Annotated in this window: 14 protein-coding genes and 2 pseudogenes; 9 read left to right on the top strand and 7 right to left on the bottom strand. The window is 73.0% G+C overall.

Translation table 11 applies throughout. The annotated features are described in order from the left end of the window. The 3 genes and pseudogenes from DZG00_RS05260 to DZG00_RS05250 form a co-directional block, all read left to right on the top strand. A pseudogene (locus tag DZG00_RS05260) lies at window positions 1–468 on the top strand (anti-sigma factor family protein); the annotation flags it as partial. A 12-nt stretch (window positions 469–480) separates the two neighbouring features. Continuing rightward, window positions 481–882: a hypothetical protein gene (locus tag DZG00_RS05255; protein ID WP_147359927.1), complete on the top strand. Its 402-nt coding sequence runs from the start codon at window positions 481–483 to the stop codon at window positions 880–882. A 115-nt stretch (window positions 883–997) separates the two neighbouring features. Next, window positions 998–2368 (top strand): MFS transporter, encoded by a 1371-nt coding sequence (locus tag DZG00_RS05250; protein ID WP_119381373.1) that lies wholly within the window; start codon window positions 998–1000, stop codon window positions 2366–2368. Here the strand turns inward: DZG00_RS05250 and DZG00_RS05245 are convergent. From DZG00_RS05245 to DZG00_RS05235, 3 genes are read right to left on the bottom strand one after another with little or no spacing between them, the layout of a single operon-like run. Beyond that, window positions 2365–2853 (bottom strand): tetratricopeptide repeat protein, encoded by a 489-nt coding sequence (locus DZG00_RS05245; protein ID WP_119381374.1) that lies wholly within the window; start codon window positions 2851–2853, stop codon window positions 2365–2367. The two genes, DZG00_RS05250 and DZG00_RS05245, sit on opposite strands and share 4 nt — an antisense overlap. Window positions 2854–2874: 21 nt before the next feature. Then, entirely contained in the window at window positions 2875–3204 is a 330-nt protein-coding gene (locus DZG00_RS05240; RefSeq protein ID WP_119381375.1) for a hypothetical protein, read from the bottom strand. A gap of 31 nt (window positions 3205–3235) precedes the next feature. Continuing rightward, on the bottom strand, window positions 3236–4246 hold the full coding sequence (locus DZG00_RS05235) for a LacI family DNA-binding transcriptional regulator (RefSeq protein WP_119381376.1): 1011 nt from the start codon (window positions 4244–4246) through the stop codon (window positions 3236–3238). Between the two features lie 168 nt (window positions 4247–4414). On the opposite strand from DZG00_RS05235, the gene DZG00_RS05230 reads away from it, so the two are divergent. Genes DZG00_RS05230 through DZG00_RS05215 form a run of 4 tightly spaced genes read left to right on the top strand, consistent with a single transcriptional unit; the run spans window position 4415 to window position 10002 of the window. Continuing rightward, the gene (locus DZG00_RS05230; RefSeq protein ID WP_119455441.1) at window positions 4415–5707 is read left to right on the top strand and encodes an extracellular solute-binding protein; all 1293 of its coding nucleotides are present in this window, start codon (window positions 4415–4417) and stop codon (window positions 5705–5707) included. A 10-nt stretch (window positions 5708–5717) separates the two neighbouring features. Then, the gene (locus tag DZG00_RS05225; RefSeq protein ID WP_119381378.1) at window positions 5718–6746 is read left to right on the top strand and encodes a carbohydrate ABC transporter permease; all 1029 of its coding nucleotides are present in this window, start codon (window positions 5718–5720) and stop codon (window positions 6744–6746) included. After that, entirely contained in the window at window positions 6743–7648 is a 906-nt protein-coding gene (locus DZG00_RS05220; RefSeq protein WP_119381379.1) for a carbohydrate ABC transporter permease, read from the top strand. The genes DZG00_RS05225 and DZG00_RS05220 overlap by 4 nt, the downstream gene beginning before the upstream one ends. Then, window positions 7645–10002 carry a beta-xylosidase/alpha-l-arabinosidase gene (locus DZG00_RS05215; RefSeq protein WP_199688895.1) on the top strand — a complete coding sequence of 786 codons (2358 nt, stop codon included), beginning with the start codon at window positions 7645–7647 and terminating at the stop codon, window positions 10000–10002. The genes DZG00_RS05220 and DZG00_RS05215 overlap by 4 nt, the downstream gene beginning before the upstream one ends. 81 nt (window positions 10003–10083) lie before the next feature. On the opposite strand, the gene DZG00_RS05210 is transcribed toward DZG00_RS05215, so the two are convergent. Next, complete coding sequence (locus DZG00_RS05210; protein WP_119381380.1) at window positions 10084–10932, bottom strand: SDR family oxidoreductase; 849 nt, start codon at window positions 10930–10932, stop codon at window positions 10084–10086. A gap of 86 nt (window positions 10933–11018) precedes the next feature. Here DZG00_RS05210 and DZG00_RS05205 point away from each other — a divergent pair, with 86 nt between their 5' ends. After that, complete coding sequence (locus tag DZG00_RS05205) at window positions 11019–11756, top strand: TetR/AcrR family transcriptional regulator (protein ID WP_119381381.1); 738 nt, start codon at window positions 11019–11021, stop codon at window positions 11754–11756. 45 nt (window positions 11757–11801) lie between these two features. On the opposite strand, the gene DZG00_RS17505 is transcribed toward DZG00_RS05205, so the two are convergent. Both DZG00_RS17505 and DZG00_RS17500 read right to left on the bottom strand, forming a co-directional pair. Then, window positions 11802–12257, bottom strand: a complete 456-nt coding sequence (locus tag DZG00_RS17505; protein ID WP_311135796.1) for an MmyB family transcriptional regulator — start codon at window positions 12255–12257, stop codon at window positions 11802–11804. A gap of 206 nt (window positions 12258–12463) precedes the next feature. Beyond that, window positions 12464–12649: pseudogene (locus DZG00_RS17500) on the bottom strand (helix-turn-helix domain-containing protein); the annotation flags it as partial. Window positions 12650–12750: 101 nt separating this feature from the next. Here DZG00_RS17500 and DZG00_RS05195 point away from each other — a divergent pair. Continuing rightward, window positions 12751–13431 (top strand): SDR family NAD(P)-dependent oxidoreductase, encoded by a 681-nt coding sequence (locus DZG00_RS05195; protein ID WP_119381382.1) that lies wholly within the window; start codon window positions 12751–12753, stop codon window positions 13429–13431. A gap of 16 nt (window positions 13432–13447) precedes the next feature. Here the strand turns inward: DZG00_RS05195 and DZG00_RS05190 are convergent. Next, window positions 13448–14550, bottom strand: a 1103-nt coding sequence (locus tag DZG00_RS05190; RefSeq protein ID WP_119455440.1) for an MSMEG_0567/sll0787 family protein, incomplete at its 5' end; no start/stop codon positions are given.

Below are 14550 nucleotides of genomic sequence, written 5' to 3'. Positions count from 1 at the left end.
ATGGGCGGGTGGATCCTCGCGGCCGCCGCCGTCGCGCTCCTCGCGGGCGGCGCCGCCCTCGGCTCCGCGCTCCGTGCCGGCGTGAGCGCGCCCGTCGCGGATCCGACGCCCGCCGCCTCGTCGCCCGCCCCGGGCCCGACCCTCGCCGAGGGCCTCCCCGCCGATGCCGTGAGCATGCGCTCCGAGCTCGACGACTCCGTCACCGCCCAGCTCGCGGTGACGGCCAAGCCGTGGGGCACGCGCTTCGACTGGAGCTGCGCCTACGCGGGCGGCGGCGCGGGCAAGGGCGCCTACGACCTCGTCGCGATCGACGCGGACGGCACCCGCACGGTCGTCGCGACCTGGGGCGCCGGCCAGGCGGAGGCGACCCAGCTCGCGGCCACGTCGGCCATCCCGATCGACCGCATCCGCGAGGTGCAGATCACCCCGTCCGACTCCGACGTGGTGCTGGCGAGCCGCGACCTCTAGGGTCCGGTGCCGATGAGCAGATCCGTTCCCCGCTCCCCTGCCGCCGAGGTGGCCGCGTACATCGCGGCGTGCTTGGTGCAGGGGAGGCGCGACCACGCTGTGCGCCACTTCATCCAGCTCGCCGACGATCTCACGGCGGCGCACGGCGATGACCGTGCGGTCATCGGGGCGGCCAGGCCGGAGACAACGGGGGAGCGGTGCTGGGACGCTGCCATCGCCGCTCTCGTCGAGCATCGCCTCCTCGAGGCCGACCTGCCCGTCCCTCGATGGGTGGCGGCTGAGGAGTTCCGGGTCAGCCCGCCATGGACGTTCGGCAGCGGCCTGTACGACATCCCCGTCGAGCCGGAGCGCGCTCTGCCGTCGTTCCTCCGTCACGGCGTGATGCTCGACCCGGACACCCTCGCGAGCGTCTAGGTCGGCTTCGCCGGAGCTGGGCGCCCCGGGCCGCATCCCACCACTGGCGCCACCCCCGCGCCGCCCCGTAGCCTGGCGTCCCACACCCGAGGAGACGCGAGCAGGCGAGGACCCGATGAGCGACCCGGCGATCCCGTCCGACATGCCCGACGCACCCGAGATGAGCGCCGGCGCGACCATAGATCCCGCCCGCTGGAAGCGCAACGCGACCCTCTTCCTCAGCGGCCAGACCGTCTCGCTGTTCGGGTCGATGCTCGTCCAGTACGCGGTCATGTGGTGGGTGACGTTCGAGACGCGGTCCGGCTTCGCCATCGCGCTCTACGCGCTCGCCGCGTTCCTGCCGCAGGGGATCGTGTCGATCTTCGGCGGCACGCTCGCCGACCGCATGAACCGCCGCGTGCTCGTCATCATCTCGGACAGCACCATCGCCATCGTCACGCTCGCGCTCGCCCTGCTCATGATGAACGGGATCACCGACCTCTGGATCGTGCTGCTCGCGGTCGGCGTGCGCTCGGTCGGGGCCGGCTTCCAGACGCCCGCGGTGCAGGCGATGATCCCGCAGATCGTGCCCGCCGATCAGCTGCTGCGCATCAACGGGATCTTCGGCACCATCCAGTCGGCCATGGCCCTGCTCGCCCCGGCCGCCGCGGGCGCGATCTTCGCCGCCTACGGGCTCGTCCCGCTGTTCTTCGTCGACGCGATCACCGCCGCCATCGGCATCGCGTTCCTCCTGCGGGTCGCCGTGCCGACGCTCGCCTCCATCGCCGACAAGACGTCGACCTACCGCGAGGACCTCGTGGAGGGCATGCGCTACATCGGCGGCAACCCGGTGGTGCGCTGGCTGCTGGCGGTGTTCGCGATCATCTTCCTGCTCACGGTGGCGCCGTCGTTCATCACGCCGCTGCTCATCGCCCGCACCTACGGCACCGAGGTGTGGATGGTGACGGTGCTCGAGGTCGCGTTCAGCGTGGGCATGCTCGGCGGCGGCGCCCTCGTCTCGACGGTGCTGGCGAAGGCCGACCGCATGACCATGATCCTGGTGAGCAGCTTCGGCTTCGCGGTCTTCACGACGGCGCTCGGCCTGAGCCCGAACCTCTGGGTGTTCTACGGCTTCATGTTCGCGTTCGGTCTGCTCGTGCCGTTTTTCTCGGCGCCGTTCATGACGCTCGTGCAGGAGACGGTCGCCCCCGAGATGCACGGCCGCGTCTTCAGCTACGTCGGCATCGTGATGGCCCTCGCGACGCCCGTGGGCGCGGCAGTCTTCGGCCCGCTCGCCGACGTCGTGAGCGTGGAGTCGCTGCTGGTCGTCGCGGGGATCCTCACGGCCGTCGTCATCCTCGTCGCGATCCTGCTGCCGTCCGGCCGTGCGGCGATCCGTCTGGCGCGCGCGAAGAAGGCGGAGGCGGACGCGGATCCCGCTGCGGACCCGGCGACGGGGACGGCGTCCACCGAGGTCGACCCGGCCCGCTCGGCGCCGGGCTCCTAGGCCGCCCCGCGATCCCCGAGGTCGTCCGCGTAGGCGAGGACGGCGCGGCCGTACTCCGGCAGCGCGGGCGCGAGACGGCGCAGCGCCACGGCCAGCGCCTCCGTCGGCCGCCCGGCGTCGTGCAGCGCGAGCGCGAGGAACGCGTCGCGGCCGGGCGCGTGCGCGTCATCGGGCATCGCCTCGAGCAGCGCTACCGCCTCCCCGGCCTCGCCGACGTTGCGCAGGGAGCTCGCGAGCTGGATCACCGCGAACGGCCGGTGCTCCGGATCCAGCCCGCCCGCGATGGCCGCCCGGTACAGCGGCACGGCCTCCGCCTCGCGCCCCACGAAGTCGTGCGCGCACGCCAGCTCGTAGAGCGCCCGTGGGTCGTCGGCCGGGCGCTCGGCGACCAGCGCGCGCATCCCGGCGACGGTCTCGTCCGCGCGCTCGTCGTCGGCGCTCGCCCAGAAGGCGGTGATCCGGGCGTCCCAGTCGTCGTGATCCATCCGCCCAGACTGTCAGGTGGGTCAGCGCGAGCGGTCGGCGACGAGGGGACCGTCCTCGCCGTCCTCCGGCGATGCAGCCCGCTCCGCTTCGTCCGCCGCGCGCTTCCGTGACGACCGCATCACGTTCCTCACGCCCCAGACCGCGTAACCCACGACCACCAGGGCCATCCAGATCCCCCGGACGGGACCGGCCGGGAGGAACACCGCCACGATCATGAGGGGGATCACCGCGTAGAACTTCACGATGGCGTTCTGGGTGCGGAACTCATCGTGATCCCGGACCTCCGCCGGCGTCGGCCGGCGCGTCCACGCCGACCTCGTCGCAGGCCGCTCGGCGTCGTCGTCTCCCATGCTCCGAGCCTGCCAGGCCCGCGGCCCGTCGTCAGCGCGAGCGCGCCGGTGGCGGACCCGTCGTCGCGCGGCGCACGAGCCGCGTCGGGAGCTGCACGCGCATCGCGTCGGGCTCGGTGCCGGCCATCAGCGACATGAGGAGGTCCACCGCGGTGGTGCCGAGGCGCTGCATGGGCTGGCGGATCGTGGTGAGCGGCGGCGTCATCTGCGAGGCCTCCGGGATGTCGTCGAAGCCGATGACGGAGAGGTCCTCGGGCACGCGGATCCCCAGCTCGGCCGCCACCTGCAGGATCGCGATGCCCGAGAGGTCGTTCGCCGCGAAGATCGCGGTCGGCCGGTCCGGCATCGAGAGCAGCGCGCGCGCCGGCTCGCGGGCGGCCGCCGTGAGGAACAGGCCCGCGCGCACGAGCACCGGGTCGAACGCGATCCCCGCGTCCTGCAGCGCGCGCCGGTAGCCGGCCTCGCGCAGGCTCGCGGAGCGGAGGTCGGGGCGGCCGGCGAGGAAGCCGATCCGCCGGTGCCCGAGCTCGATGAGGTGCCGGGTCGCCTGGAGCGCGCCGCCGAGGCTGTCGGACTCGACGCTCGGCAGGTCGGCCGGCCCGGTGTGCGGGTCGATGGAGACGACGGGGATCTCGGTCTGCGCGGTCACGACGGTGGGGGTCACCATGATCGCGCCGTCGATGAGGGTGCCGCTCAGGCGGCTGAGCGACCGGCGCTCCCACCCCGTGCCGTCGACCTGCCGGGATCCGCTGTACGCGAGCAGGTCGTAGCGCGACTTCCGCAGGGCCGCGCCCACGCCCTTGAGGATCTCGGCGCTGAACGGCTCGAAGTCCGCCACCAGCACGCCGATCACGCCGGTGCGGTGGGAGCGCATGCTGCTCGCGACGAGGCTCGACTCGTAGCCGAGGCGCTCGACGACCTCCATGACGCGGCGGGAGGTCTCGGCCGAGATGCCGTATCGGCCGTTCACCGCCTTGGAGACGGTGGACACCGAGACGCCGGCGGCAGCGGCGACGTCGTGGATGGTGGCGCGACGGGACATGGATGGGACCCTACGCCCGGGGAAAAGGATTTCGAAAACGTTTGACGGACATCGGAGCGCGACCGAGACTGGCCCGACCGGACCCCGTCACGACGAAGCGACGACGCGACGACGCGACAGCGGGCCNACCCACCAGGGTGCGCTCAATGAAGAGACAGGTAGAACGACATGAAGGCACGGAAGATCCTCACGGGATCAGCGGCCCTGCTGGTGGGGGCCCTCGCCCTCGCCGGGTGCAGCGGCAGCGGATCCGGCAGCGGCGACGACGGCGGCCCCGTCGAGATGACGCTGTGGCACAACTCCACCACCGGCCCGGGCAAGGCGTTCTGGGACAAGACGACGGCCGACTTCAACGCCGCGAACCCCGGCGTCACGGTCACGCCCACGTCGGTCCAGAACGAGGACCTCGACGGCAAGCTCCAGACGGCGCTCAACTCGGGTGACGCACCGGACCTCTTCCTGCAGCGCGGTGGCGGCAAGCTCGCCGCCACGGTCGCCGCGGGACAGGTCATGGACATCACCGACGGCATCTCCGCCGACTCCAAGGCCGGCATCGCGCAGAGCGCGTTCGACGCGAACAGCATCGACGGCAAGGCGTACGCCATGCCCGTCGCCGTGCTCCCCAGCGGCATCTTCTACAGCCAGGACCTCTTCACGGCGGCCGGCATCACGGAGACGCCCAAGACGATGGACGAGCTGAACGAGGCCGTCGACAAGCTCAAGGCCACGGGCGTCGCCCCCATCGCGCTCGGCGCGAAGGACGCCTGGCCCGCAGCGCACTGGTACTTCAACTTCGCGCTCCGCGAGTGCAGCTCGGACACCCTCGAGCAGGCCGCCACCGACAAGGACTTCAGCGACGACTGCTGGATCAAGGCGGGCGAGGACGTCGAGGCCCTCGTGGGCACGAACCCGTTCAACGACGGCTTCCTCACCACCGCGGCGCAGCAGGGCGCCGGCTCCTCGGCGGGCCTCATCGCCAACAAGCAGGCCGCCATGGAGCTCATGGGCGCCTGGGACCCGGGAGTCATCGCGGGCCTGACGCCCGACCAGAAGCCGCTGGCCGACCTGTCCTGGTTCCCCTTCCCGGAGATCTCCGGCGGCAAGGGCGAGCCCGGCTCCATCATGGGCGGCATCGACGGGTACTCCTGCTCCGCGCAGGCCCCGAAGGAGTGCGTCGACTTCCTCAACTACATCGGCACCGCCGACGTGCAGAAGGAGTACTACGCGGCCTTCAACGCCCCGCCCGTGAACACCGAGGCGCAGACCGCGGTCACCGAGCCGTACCTGCAGGAGATCATCACGGCGTACAACGACGCGCCCTACGTCTCCCAGTGGCTCGACACGGTCTACGGCCTGAACGTCGGCAACGCGATGAACGTCGGCGTCGTCGACCTCATGGCGGGCGACGGCAGCCCGGAGAAGCTCATCCAGACCGTCGGCGACGCGGCCAAGAAGGCCTAGGCGACCCGACATGGCTATCCGCGAGAGCTCGCTCGACGAGCAGCGTCCCGCGGCTGATCCTGCACACCCCGAGGGCGGCGTCGTGACGACGCCGCCCTCGGCGGTCCGTGCGCGACGCCGCGGCCTCGGCTGGTCCGGTCGCCTCGAGGTCCTGATCCTCGTCGGCCCGGCCCTCCTCTTCTTCCTCGGCTTCGTCATCTACCCCGTGGTGATGGCGGCCTACTACGGCTTCTTCAGCTGGCAGGGCTTCGGGCCGCCCACGGTCTTCGTGGGCTTCCGGAACTACATCACGATCCTCCAGGACCCCACGTTCCACGAGGCCCTGATGCACAACGCGGTCATCGTGGTCCTGTCGCTCGTGCTCCAGGGCCCGGTCGCGATCATGGTGGCCCTCCTCCTCAACAGGAAGCTGCGCGGCCAGTCGATCATCCGCGTGCTGATCTTCGTGCCGTACGTGATCTCCGAGGTCGTCGTCGGCACCGGCTGGAGCCTCATGCTCCAGGGCTCCGGCGCGCTCAACGGCTTCCTCGCGAACATCGGCCTGGCGGACCTCCAGCAGGACTGGCTCGCCAACCCGGACATCGCGATCTGGTCGCTCATGACGATCATCACGTGGAAGTACATCGGCTTCGCGGTGATCCTCTTCCTCGCCGGCCTCCAGGGCATCCCCGAGGAGCTCTCCGAGGCGGCCGCCATCGACGGCGCGTCGTACTGGCAGATCCAGCGGCGCATCACGCTGCCGCTGCTCGCGCCGACGCTGCGCATCTGGGCGTTCCTGTCGATCATCGGCTCGCTGCAGCTGTTCGACCTCGTCTACATCATCTGGGGCCAGTACATCTCGGCCACCGCGGGGACCTCGACCATGGCCACGTACCTCGTGGCCAACGGGCGCGGATCCGGCAACTACGGGTACGGCAACGCCGTCGCCGTGGTGCTGTTCCTCATCTCCCTGGTCGTCGCGCTCATCTACCAGCGCTTCATCCTCAACCGCGACACCGCCGGCGCCCTCACGGGCGAGGGAAGGAAGAAGAAGAAGTGACCGCCGTCACCGCAGCTCCGCGCAACGCGGACCTGGATCCCACCTACTCGGCCAAGGCGCCGAAGCCGAAGCGGGCGAAGGCGCCCGGCCAGGGCGGCAACCCCGTCCCGTACCTCGTCGCGGTCGTGCTCATCGCCCTGATGCTGACGCCGGTGGCGTACATCATCCTGGGCGGGTTCCGCACGAACGCGCAGATCACGACCGACCCGGCGGGCTTCCCGTCGCCGTGGCAGATCGGCAACTACCTCGACGTCCTCACGGGCTCGATGTTCTGGCAGCAGGTGGGCAACTCGCTCATCGCGGCGATCGGCACCACGGTCGGTGCGGTCGTGCTCGGCCTCATGGCGAGCTACGTGCTGGCCAGGTACACGTTCTTCGGCCGCGGGGCGCTCTACGCGCTCTTCGCGTCGGGGCTCATGTTCCCGATCACGGTGGCCATCACGCCGCTGTACATCGTGATCCGCTCGCTCGGGCTCACGAACTCGCTGCCGGGGATCATCCTCCCGCAGATCGCGTTCGCGCTCCCGACGACGATCATCATCCTGGTGCCGTTCCTGCGGGCCATCCCGGACGAGATCCAGGAGGCCGCGTTCATCGACGGGTGCAGCCGCATCGGGTTCTTCTTCCGCATGGTCGTGCGGCTGTCGATGCCGGGCGTCATCACCGTCGGGATCCTGGCGTTCATCGGCAGCTGGAACTCCTACCTGCTGCCGCTGTTCCTCCTGAGCGATCCGTCGATCTACACGCTCCCGCTCGGGGTGCAGTCGTTCTCGTCGCAGTACTCGGTGGACACGGCCAAGGTCCTGGCGTTCACGTCGCTGTCGATGATCCCCGCGCTGATCTTCTTCTCCATCTTCGAGCGTCGCATCGTCGGCGGTCTGACCGGCGCGGTGAAGGGGTGACCGGCGACGAGGCGCAGGCGCCCGTCGTCGTGGAGCTCCCCGAGGTGTCGGAGCGCGTGCGCGAGCTGCACGCGCGGATGACCCTCGAGGAGAAGCTCGCGCAGATCGTCGGCTACTGGGTCGACCAGGGCGGCGAGGTCGTCGCGCCCATGCAGGGCGAGATGGCCACGACCGGCCGGTACGAGGAGGCGACCGAGCACGGCCTCGGGCACCTCACCCGCGTGTACGGCACGCGGCCGGTGGATCCGGTGGAGCGCGCGTCGTGGCTGTGGGCCGAGCAGCGGCGCCTCCAGACGGAGACGCGGCTCGGGATCCCGGCGCTCGTGCACGAGGAGTGCCTCACCGGGCTCGCCGCGTGGCAGGCCGCGACCTTCCCCACTCCGCTCGCGTGGGGCGCGTCCTTCGACCCGGGGCTCGTGGAGGAGATGGCGACGCTCATCGGCGGATCCATGCGCGAGCTCGGCGTGCACCAGGGCCTCGCGCCCGTGCTCGACGTGATCCGCGACGCCCGCTGGGGCCGCGTCGACGAGTGCATCGCCGAGGACCCGTACGTGGTCGGCACCATCGGCACCGCGTACGTGAAGGGGCTGCAGTCGGCCGGGATCCACGCCACGCTCAAGCACTTCGTCGGCTACTCGGTCTCGCAGTCCGGCCGCAACCACGCGCCCGCGCACGTGGGCCCGCGCTTCGTGGAGGACGTGCTGCTGCCGCCCTTCGAGATGGCGGTGCTCGACGGCGGCGTGCGCTCGGTCATGAACTCGTACGCGGAGATCGACGGCGCGCCCGTCGGTGCCAGCCCTGAGTACCTCACCGACGTGCTCCGCGGCCGCTGGGGCTTCGACGGGGTCGTGGTCTCCGACTACTTCTCCGTCGCGTTCCTCCAGGTGATGCACGCCGTCGCGGGCGACCGCGGCGAGGCGGCGGCGCTGGCCCTCGAGGCCGGCATCGACGTGGAGCTGCCGACCGGCGACGCGTACCTCGCGCCGCTGGCCGATCGGATCCGCGCCGGGCTCGCCGACGAGTCGCTCGTCGACCGCGCCGTGCTCCGCGTGCTCGACGAGAAGGAGGAGCTGGGGCTGCTCGACGCGACGTTCGAGGATCCGCCCACGGTGATCGACCTCGACACCCCGGCCCACCGGGACGTCGCGCGTCGGCTCGCGGAGGAGTCCGTCGTGCTGCTCGCGAACGACGGCACGCTGCCGCTCGCGGGCGCCGGCCGGACCGCTCCCGGGCGCATCGCGCTGATCGGCCCCAACGCCGACAGCGCCGAGGCGCTCATGGGCTGCTACTCGTTCGCGAACCACGTGCTCGCGCACCACCCGGGCACGCCGCTCGGGTTCGCGATCCCGACGGTCGCCGAGGCCCTGCGCATGGAGCTGCCCGACAGCGAGCTCGTGCTCGTCGAGGGCGCCGACGTCGAGGGCGACGACCGCTCCGGCTTCGACGCCGCGGTCGAGGCGGCACGCGGATCCGACCTCGCGGTCGTGGTCGTCGGCGACCGGGCGGGCCTGTTCGGCCGCGGCACGGTCGGCGAGGGCAACGACGTCGAGAGCCTCGAGCTGCCGGGCGTGCAGCGCGAGCTGGTCGAGGCGATCCGCGCCACCGGGACCCCCGTGGTCATGGTGCTGCTCACCGGCCGGCCGTACGCCGTGGCGTGGGCTCTCGAAGGGGATGCGGCTCCGGCCGCCGTGCTGCAGGCGTTCTTCCCGGGCGAGGAGGGCGGATCCGCGATCGCGGGCGTCCTCTCCGGCCGGGTGTCGCCGTCGGGCCGCCTGCCGGTGTCGCTCCCGCGCTCCGCGGGCGCGCAGCCGTTCTCGTACCTTCACCCGATCCTCGGGGGCCCCTCCGAGGTGACGAGCGCGGATCCCACGCCCGTCCTCCCGTTCGGGCACGGCCTGTCGTACACGACCTTCGAGCGCACGAACCTCCGGGTCGAGGCGCCCGAGGTCACCGCGGGGGAGGCGTTCACCGCCACCGTCGAGGTCCGCAACACGGGTGACCGCGACGGCACCGACGTCGTGCAGCTCTACGCCCGCGACGTGCAGGGCAGCGTGACCCGGCCGGTCGCGCAGCTGCTCGGCTACCTGCGGCTGGACCTCGCCGCCGGCGAGTCCGCGCGCGTCACGTTCCGGGTGCCCACCACCCGCCTCGCCCTCACCGACCTGCGGTACCGCCGCGTGGTCGAGCCGGGCACGGTCGAGCTGTGGGTCGGGCCGTCGAGCGCGGTGAAGGAGACGGAAGCCGCGATCCATGTCGTCGGATCCGTGCACCGCGTCACCATCGCGGACGAGCGGTACGTCGGCACGTCGGTCGAGCGCGTCGGGGTCGCCGAATCGGTGCTCACGACGAGCTGATCCCCGCCGCACGACGGAGCCCCGGCGCCGCGTCCTCGAGACGCGGCGGCCGGGGCTCCGTCGTGCGGCGGCGACCGCGGGTCAGGCCCGTGCGAGGTGGTCGCGCACGGTCTCGGGCTCGCGGCCGAGCAGCTCGGCGAGCAGCGGATCCGTACCCGCGAAGAACCCGCCGGCCGCCGCCAGCGGCAGGGTGATCAGGAAGCGCGCGACGGTCTCGGGCGTGCCCGTCTGGACGAGCCCGGCGATCCAGCCCTCGGGGTCCACGAGCTCGAGGCGCACCTCGCGGCCGAGGGCCTCCGACGCCTGCTCCGCGACATCGGCCATGGTCGGGGCCACGCTCGCGGTGAGGGTGACGGGGCCGTCGACGGGCGCGTCGGCGAGCAGGATCCGCGCGGCCCCCTCGGCGGCGTCGGCGCGCGACGTCCACGAGACGGGACCGTCGGCGGGCACGCGGATCACGCCGGTCCCGCGCCAGGCGCCGAGCAGCAGGTCGATGCTGTGCAGGTAGAAGCCGTTGCGGAGCGCGGTCCACGGGGTGCCGGAGTCCGCGAGGATCCGCTCGGTCGCGATGTGGTCCCGCGCGGGGCCGAAAGGGGAGTCCGCGGCCGCGCCCTGGTGGCTCGTGTAGAGGATCCGGCCGACGCCGGCCTCGACCGCCGCCTCGATGGCGGTGCGGTGCAGCGCCACGGCGTCGGCGCGCGGGTCGCTGGAGGAGACGAGCAGGAGCTGGTCGGCGCCCGCGAAGGCGGCGGGCAGCGAGGCCGGGTCGGCGTAGTCGCCGCGGCGGACCTCGACGCCGCGGTCGGCGTACGCACGGGCACTCGAGGGATCGCGGGCGACGACGACGAGCTCCGTGGCGGGGATCCGGTCGAGCAGGCGGTCGGTGGTGGCGCCGTTGAGCGCGCCGGTGGCTCCGGTGATGGTGATCATGGATGTGCCTTTCGTGGTAGCGGTGATAACAATCCGACGGTAGCACGGGAATCACTGCGCTAACAGTCGTGCGTTATCGTCGATCCATGACCGCCGAGACCTCCGCCCCTGCCGACCCGCGCGCCGGGACCCGCGACCGCATCGTCGGCGTCGCCGCCGACCTGCTGCGCGCCGAGGGCCGATCCGCCGTGACCACCCGCGCCGTCGCCGAGGCCGCCGGCGTCCAGGCCCCCACCATCTACCGGCTCTTCGGCGACAAGGAGGGCCTCCTCGACGCCGTCGCCGAGACCGAGATGACGCGGTTCGCCGCGCAGAAGGCCGTCGTGATCCGCGCCGCCGCCGAGGGCGCGGTGGATGCGGTCGACGACCTCCATGCGGGATGGGAGGCGACCATCGCGTTCGCCCTCGACAACCCGGAGCTGTACGCGCTGATGAGCGACCCCGCCCGCGGACCGGGATCACCCGCGGTGCGCGCCGGCGTCGCGCTGCTCGAGGAGCGCGTGCACCGCGTCGCGCTCGCCGGGCGCCTGCGCGTCGCCGAGCCGCTCGCGGTCGAGCTGATCCACGCGGCGGCCACGGGCGCGCTCCTCTCGACGATCCGACGCCCGGCCGCGGACCGCGACCGCGCGCTCGTCGACGCCATGCGCGACGCCGTGCTCGAGCGGATCCTCACACCGCCGTCGCGCGGCCGGACACGCCACGAGCCCGGCCTCGTCGAGCGCGCCGTCGCGCTGCGCGCGCACGTCGCGGATGCGGATCGCCTCAGCGCGGGGGAGCGGTCACTCCTCGCGGAGTGGCTGGACCGGATCGCCGTCGGCAGCTGACGCCGCGCCCGCCACGGCCGCCCGCCGCTGCCCTGCTGCGCGCCCTCACGCCCCAGCGGGCTCCAGCGGCGCGGTCGACAGCGTCTGCAGTCCCGTGACCCGCAGCAGATCCAGCCGCGCCTCGTCCGTGCTGCCCGGCACGACCGTGTAGACGACGATGCGGAGGTCGGCGCCCGGCACCGAGAGGGTGTCGCAGTCGACGGTGATGGAACCGACCGGTGTGCGCACCACGGTCTTCCGGCTCGAGCGGTGCTCGGCCACGCGCGCCTCGGACCAGCGGCTCGCGAACGCGGGCGACTCGGCGCGGAGGCGGGCCACGAGCTGGGCGAGCGCGCGATCCCCGGGGTAGCGGCCCACGGCGGCGCGGAGGTCCGCCGTGAGGTCCCGCGCGAACTCCTCCTCGTGCCGGTCGTCGAACTCGGTGCCGTCGTGGCCGTGCATGAAGTACGACCAGACGAGGTTGCGGTCCGGGCGGAAGGATCCCCGTTCATCGCGGCCCACAGCGGGTTCCAGAGCAGCCAGTCGTGGGTGGCCGTGAAGACCGCCATGGGCACGTCGCCCAGCCGGTCGATGATGCGGTGCACGCCCGGCGGGATGTGCCGCGGCACCTCGCCGCGGCCGGGCGGGGCGACGCCGGCGACCCGGTGCAGGTGGTCGCGCTCGTCCTCGGTGAGGCGGAGCGCGCGGGCGAGGGCGCCGAGCATCTGGGGCGACGGGTTCAGCGCCCGGCCCTGCTCGAGGCGCACGACGTAGTCGACGCTGACGCCCGCGAGCGCGGCGAGCTCCTCGCGGCGGAGGCCAGCGGTGCGGCGGTGGGATCCCGCGGGCAGGCCCACGTCGGCGGGCTGCACGCGCTCGCGCCAGGAGCGGAGCACGCTCGCGAATTCGGACATGACCTCATCCTGCGCCCACCGCCGCCCGGCTCCCTGGTACCGGTGGTCCCCCTGTCGGCCGGTGCCTGGGCGACACGGCCCGGCAGGCGCAGGCTCGATGCATGACCACGACACTGATCACCGGATCCAACCGCAGCCTCGGCCTCGAGACCGCCCGCCGCCTCGTCGAGGCCGGCCACACCGTCCACGCCGGCATGCGCGACACCGCCGACGGCGACGCCGCCCGCGCGCTCGGCGCCCATCCCGTCCAGCTCGACGTCGACGACCAGGCGAGCGTCGACCGCGCCCTCGCGTCGCTGCCGGAGCTCGACGTGCTCGTCAACAACGCCGGGATCCTCGGCACGTCCTCCGGCGTCGACGACCTCACTCCCGAGGCGATGGCCGCCGTGCTGCAGACCAACGTCGTCGGGATCGTCCGGGTGACGCAGGCGGCGCTGCCGCTGCTGCGCGCATCCGCCGCGCCCGTGATCGTGAACGTCGCCTCGGGCGTCGGCTGGCCGCGCGCCCTCCGCGGCGACGGCACCGACGAGAGCCACGTGCTCGCGGTCCCGTACGCGGCGTCGAAGGCGGCCGTGATCACCGCGACCGTGCAGTACGCGAAGAACCTGCCGGGCTTCCGCGTCAACGCCACCGACCCCGGGTACACCGCGACCGACTTCAACGGCAACAGCGGGCACCAGACGGTGACGGAGGGCACCGACGCGACCGTCGCGATGGCGCTCGTCGGACCCGACGGGCCGACCGGCGAGTTCCACAGCCGGCACGGGCGCATCGACTACTAGCGGTCGGGCACCGCGCTCAGGCAGCGCCGAGGCCGGTGACGCCCGCGGCGACCGCGGGCGTCACGACGCCGTCCGGCCAGCGGAGCCCCACTCCGGGCTCGGCGGTCAGCCGCCCGATCCCCGCGCTCGTCGCGTACGGCGACGCCATGCGCGAGGCGCCCGGGGCGTCGGCCGTCAGCATGCCGAAGCCGGGGAAGCAGGTCAGCCAGTCGCCCATCGTCACGTCGGCGGATGCCGGCACGGGCACGTCCGCGACGTCGACCACCGCGCCCGTCCCGCTCGCCTCCGCGAGCATGCCGGCGGTGCCGACGATCCCGGCCATGCTCACGTCCTTCGCGGCGGCCGGGCGCGCACGCGCGACGGTCGCCGCGAGGTCACGGAGCTCGACGGGGGAGCGCCCCTCGGACGAGTTCCACTGCGCTCCGCGGTGTCCGGACCGCCAGGATCCGGACAGGTCGACCGTGAGGCTGAGGGCCTGGCCGGCGGAGCCGCCGCCCCCGGGGACCGGATCGGCGGTCCTGCCGAGGGCGGTGACGCTGAGGGCGGCGGGCACGCCGAGCTGCGTGTGCCCGCCGAGGATCGGGACGCCCCAGGCCTCGGCGCCGCGGCGGACGCCGGCCATCACTCGGCGCACGGACGCGGCGTCGCGCCCCGCCACGGAGTCGAGGAGGCCCACAGGGGTCGCGCCCATCGCGCTGAGATCGTTGACGTTGACGAGCACGCCGCACCAGCCGGCCCATTCCGGATCCCGCTCCACCATGGACGGGAGGATCGCGTCGCACGCGGCGATCACGTCGGTGCCGGGCACGAGGGCGCCGTCGTCGCCGACCCAGCCGGGGCCGCCGAGCGCGGCGGACGCATCGCTGCCGTCGGGCTCGAGCACCGCAGCGAGGTGCGCCTTGGTCTGGTCGACGAGCCGCTGGATCCGGCCGATCGGCCAGCGCATGGTCACGTGGTCGACGCCGCCGACGACCGCGGTGCCGGTGGCGATCCAGCCCAGCCGTCGGAAGAGCACCGCGCTGCGCGCCTGCACGGTCGCGTCGAAGCGCAGCACGCCGGCCTGCTCCGCGTGCACCGCGGCGGCCCGGACGAGCGCCGAGCCGACGCCGCGGATCCCCC

The sequence above is a fragment of the Clavibacter lycopersici genome, from assembly GCF_003576405.1.
Classification (GTDB): Bacteria; Actinomycetota; Actinomycetes; order Actinomycetales; family Microbacteriaceae; genus Clavibacter; species Clavibacter lycopersici.
The sequence above is the reverse complement of the archived record's forward strand: the minus strand, read 5'-3'. Positions and strand labels throughout refer to the sequence as shown.

Excerpts from the sequence above, each read along its gene's own strand:
- DZG00_RS05255 (WP_147359927.1), top strand. The coding sequence starts at position 481 with ATGAGCAGATCCGTTCCCCGCTCCCCTGCCGCCGAGGTGGCCGCGTAC.
- DZG00_RS05250 (WP_119381373.1), top strand. The coding sequence starts at position 998 with ATGAGCGACCCGGCGATCCCGTCCGACATGCCCGACGCACCCGAGATG.
- DZG00_RS05245 (WP_119381374.1), bottom strand. The coding sequence starts at position 2,853 with ATGGATCACGACGACTGGGACGCCCGGATCACCGCCTTCTGGGCGAGC.
- DZG00_RS05240 (WP_119381375.1), bottom strand. The coding sequence starts at position 3,204 with ATGGGAGACGACGACGCCGAGCGGCCTGCGACGAGGTCGGCGTGGACG.
- DZG00_RS05235 (WP_119381376.1), bottom strand. The coding sequence starts at position 4,246 with ATGTCCCGTCGCGCCACCATCCACGACGTCGCCGCTGCCGCCGGCGTC.
- DZG00_RS05230 (WP_119455441.1), top strand. The coding sequence starts at position 4,415 with ATGAAGGCACGGAAGATCCTCACGGGATCAGCGGCCCTGCTGGTGGGG.
- DZG00_RS05225 (WP_119381378.1), top strand. The coding sequence starts at position 5,718 with ATGGCTATCCGCGAGAGCTCGCTCGACGAGCAGCGTCCCGCGGCTGAT.
- DZG00_RS05210 (WP_119381380.1), bottom strand. The coding sequence starts at position 10,932 with ATGATCACCATCACCGGAGCCACCGGCGCGCTCAACGGCGCCACCACC.
- DZG00_RS05205 (WP_119381381.1), top strand. The coding sequence starts at position 11,019 with ATGACCGCCGAGACCTCCGCCCCTGCCGACCCGCGCGCCGGGACCCGC.
- DZG00_RS05195 (WP_119381382.1), top strand. The coding sequence starts at position 12,751 with ATGACCACGACACTGATCACCGGATCCAACCGCAGCCTCGGCCTCGAG.